The sequence below is a fragment of the Gordonia desulfuricans NBRC 100010 genome, assembly GCF_001485495.1.
Classification (GTDB): Bacteria; Actinomycetota; Actinomycetes; order Mycobacteriales; family Mycobacteriaceae; genus Gordonia; species Gordonia desulfuricans.
This window is the reverse complement of the sequence record NZ_BCNF01000201.1, coordinates 1-3,008: the sequence shown is the minus strand read 5'-3', so window position 1 is coordinate 3,008 and position 3,008 is coordinate 1. Positions and strand designations below refer to the sequence as shown.

Below are 3,008 nucleotides of genomic sequence, written 5' to 3'. Positions count from 1 at the left end.
GGCCCGCCGGAACGGGGAGCCTGGCCCTCGCGCGGGGGCTGCCCCGACCGTCCGGCACGCGGATCCCGCGGATCCCGCGGATTCGGCGGAACACGCGGCGGCGGGGGCACGCGACGGGGCGCGGCGCGACGGGGGATGTCGTCGCGCGGTCCTCGGTCGCTCATACCCCTGCCTTGGTCGGTGCTCTGGTCGTTGCTGTGCGGTTTCTCGGTGTCGGTCACGTGCGCGGGCTGCTGTCCGGATTCGGTTCCGGATGCCCCGGCGACGGGGTACCCGAATCCTCGGAAGGAAGCCCGGGCAGCAACTCCTCGTCGGACAACTCCTCGTTCTGCAGCGTACGTCGTCGCTGCTGGTAGGTCGTCGCCGCGAGCAATCGTTCCAGCTCATCGGGTTCCGGGCGGTCCTCGTCGGCCGGATCGGGCTCGCCGCGGAAGCGGTGCCACAGCCGCCGCGCGGTCAGCGCGATCAGCACCACCGCCGCGATGATGGTGACGATGAACAGCGGCTTGCCGTACGCGTTGGAGTGCACCGACAACGTGATCGGCGATCCGAGCTGCACACCGGTCACCGTGGTCATCGAGATCGTCACCGTGATCGCCTCGGAGCTGTCGGCGCGGGTCGGCATCTGGATCTGGCGGGTGCCGCGCGCCGGGATCTCGATGGTGCCCATGTCACCGACCTCCAGATCCGACGACGTGTCGGTGATGATCCGCACCCGGATCGGCAGGGAGAGATCGTTGCGGACCACCAGCAGCAGCGGACTGCGCTCGGATGCCAGCGTGTAGCGCCCACCAGGGTCCAGGATCGTCACCGCCGAGCGGACCCGGCTCAACGTCGAACTCACCGCGTCGGTCGCCACCACCCGCGACCCGATCAGCCGATCCCGGGTGGCCGTACCGGCCTGTGCGGGCGTGGTGATCGACCGCAGCAGGTCCTCGCGCAGCGGCGCCATGTAGCGATCCGGTGAGACGGCCACCTCCGCCGTCGCGACCAGCGAGTTCTGCAGTCGCCACGACATGTCGGTCTGGGCGCGGATGGTGTCGGCGGTCGCCTCGGTCAGCGGCACCGACAGGCTCGCGACCGACCCGATGCCGGCGGGCGTGGTCAACCGTCCGGCCGTCCGCGCGTCGGTGGTGGCCGTCGCGACCTCGGCGAACGGCCGGGGGGTGGCGGCATCGGCACCGAGCAGGACGGTGGCCGTCGACAGCAGCGCCTCGGCGTCGTCGTCGGTCGGCGACCAGTACGGCGACGGCAGGATCACCTGCGAACGGCCGGTCACCGGATCCGCGCCGGATTCGGTGCCGGAGCTGCCGTCCGCCGACGAGCCGGTGGCCGAGGGCACGTCGATCGCGCCGAAGGCCAATGCGCCGACCGCCGCCTGCCGTCGGCTGACCGCGGACTCCTCGGACAGATCGACCTGCTGGTCGGCCGGGGTGAGGGCGGGGGTGGTGGGGGCGGTGCCGACCGCGGCCAGGGCGGCCGTCACCGGCTGGTCGAAGGTCGACACCCCCAGGTCGCCGATGCGGTAGCCGCCGGTGTCGGACACGCCGCGGGTGGGTGTCACATTGCCCGCCGAGGTCAGCGCGGCGTGATGGTCCGCGTCGTGCAGCAACGACGCCCCCTGGGCGTCGATCGCCCCGAGGGCCGGGATGGTCAGTCCCCGCACACTGCGCACACCCAGGATCGCGTCGATGATGTCGGCCGGGGAATCGAGGGCCGCGGCGGTCAGCCCGACGTCGTCGATCTGGTGCAGCGAGGTGAGGTCGGCGGCGGCGAACGGCAGCGCCACCACACACATCCGGGACGACACCGACCGCAGCTCGTCGAGCCATGCGGCCGCCGCGGCCTGCCCGGTGCCCGGCGTCGTCGGTGACGTGGGATCCGCCGGATTCGACGTCACCACATATCCCAGCGACATCGCGCGCACGGTGACCAGCAGATCCGGGTCGACGGCCAGACACATCGACCGCGAGATCTCGGAGGCCACCGCCGGCGGTGCCGACTCCGATGGACCGTCGGCGTCGGGGGTCCCGGCCTCCGGGCTCGGCGCCGCGCTCGACGACGATCCGGCGGTGCCTGCGGGCGGTTGGGTCACCGCGCGCAACGGATCCAGCAGCGCCTTCAGCCGGCCGCCGTCGCCCAGCGACGCGGCGAGGTCTTCGCTGATCAGCCGAACCGGCTCGGTGTTGCCGCCGAGTACGCCGGGGGCGAGCTGCGGGGGTGCGGCCAGCGGCCACAGCAAGGTCAGCCGTGACGGGTCGGAGGTGTCGGCGGAGACCGAACCGTCGGGGCCGAGGCCGGAGATCGTGGTGGTGCCCGACTCGCTGGGGTCGACGTACGACGCCGCACGCGCACGATTCGGCGGCAACGACAGGACCGGCAGCAGCGTGCGGGAGCCGGCGACCTGCGCCATCCCGCCGTAGTCGGGCTGCCCGTTGACGTTGATCTGCAGCGGGTAGACGCCGGTGCGGTCGATCTGCAGACCCGTGGCCCCCGACAACGGGACGGTCAGGTCGAAGGCCACCTGCGCGCCCGGGGTGAGGCCGTCGTCGGAGCCGATCGGCCGGAACGCACTCGCCGCGGCCACCGGCGGATGCTCACCGGCCAGCGCCGACCGCAGCTCGTCGGCGTCGGCGACCGCATCACCGCGCTCGAGCCGGATGGACAGATCGTGGATGGTGCGGGAACTGGTGTTGAGCACATGCCCGGTGATGCTCACCGTCGGTCCGGACGTGCTCGTCACCATCGTCGGGGTGAGCGAATCGATCACGATCCGCGCGAACCGGGAGCCCTCCGACGCGGTCGGCGACACCGAGGCCGACCCGGATGTGGGCGCGGCCACCGCCGGTGCGGCCGCGAGCATCGCCAGCATCGCCACGGCGCACAGCACCACCAGGCGGCGCAGTCCGGCAAGGGGCAGGGCGGCCAGGGGCGGTGCGGGGATCGGGCGGAGGACGGCGCGGGCGGGCCGGTCAGCCATCGCCGTTGGCCGGCCGACGGGGACGCCG

Annotated in this window: 1 protein-coding gene; it reads right to left on the bottom strand. The window is 72.9% G+C overall.

The genetic code is table 11. The features are described 5' to 3' along the window. Positions 1–217: 217 nt before the first annotated feature. Positions 218–3,008 (bottom strand): DUF6049 family protein (locus GD1_RS23775; RefSeq protein WP_217997904.1); only part of this gene is annotated, 2,791 nt, incomplete at its 5' end.